At 63.6% G+C, this 931-nt stretch carries 1 protein-coding gene; it reads left to right on the forward strand.

Annotated features, from left to right (window positions below):
• The coding region (locus tag CDE01S_RS17990; protein WP_066710932.1) for a site-specific integrase at window positions 1–845 on the forward strand (845 nt) is incomplete at its 5' end.
• Window positions 846–931: the final 86 nt, after the last annotated feature.

Consider the following 931-nt stretch of genomic DNA (forward strand, 5'->3'; position numbering starts at 1 on the left):
TGCTCGCCTCCTACCGGGACGAGCGCCTGAAAGCCGTCAGCCCACAGTCCGTCGTCCACGAACTCGGAATGGTTTCGCGCATCTACAAGGTGGCCGCGATGGACTGGGGCATCGCGCTGCCACGCGGCAACCCCGTGGCCCTGGTGCGCAAGCCGACGCTCAGGAACGAGCGCGACCGACGCCTCGTCGGCAACGAAGAAGAACTGCTCTCTGCGGCCTTGCGGACGTGCAAAAACCCCTACCCTCACGCCGCCTTCGTCCTGGCAGTAGAGACAGCCGCCCGGCAATCGGAACTGATCGCATTGACCTGGGAAGACATCGACCTGCACGCGCGCGTTGCCCGGATCCGCGGCAAGAATGGTGGCGTCACCAAGAATGGCGACACCTTCCGCGATGTTCCCCTCTCCACCCGAGCCATCAACACCCTGAAGGCCCTCCCCCTGCCACGCTCCGGATCCGTACTCCGGATGTCGCAGAACTCGCTCAAGCTGGCATGGCAGCGGGCCGTCAGCCGGGCGCGCCAGTCCCACCTGCATGAGCGGCTGCGCCAGCGACTGACGGCTGCCGGAGTCACGGCGGCCAATCAGGAGCGAGAGATCCGGGCTCTCGTATTCCGGAAGCGCGCTCCTAGCCCCAGGACCGTGCAGCTGTTGAAGGATCTTGAGAACTCCGACAAGACTTTGGAAGACCTCAAGTTCCACGACTTGCGCCACGAGGCCACGTCACGTCTGGCCGAGCGGCTGGAGATGCATGAGCTCATGAAGGTCACCGGCCACAAGACCAGCCGTACCCTGATGCGCTACTACCACCCTCGGGCGTCTGATCTGGCCAAGAAACTAGCGTGACCCCTTGAGACTTTGGCGGCTGACCGCTCCGCAGCGACTGTGGACATACATGGTCTCTTGGTGACATCACGGTATCTGACCTAAGG

This window comes from Curvibacter delicatus NBRC 14919, from assembly GCF_001592265.1.
Classification (GTDB): Bacteria; Pseudomonadota; Gammaproteobacteria; order Burkholderiales; family Burkholderiaceae_C; genus Hylemonella; species Hylemonella delicata.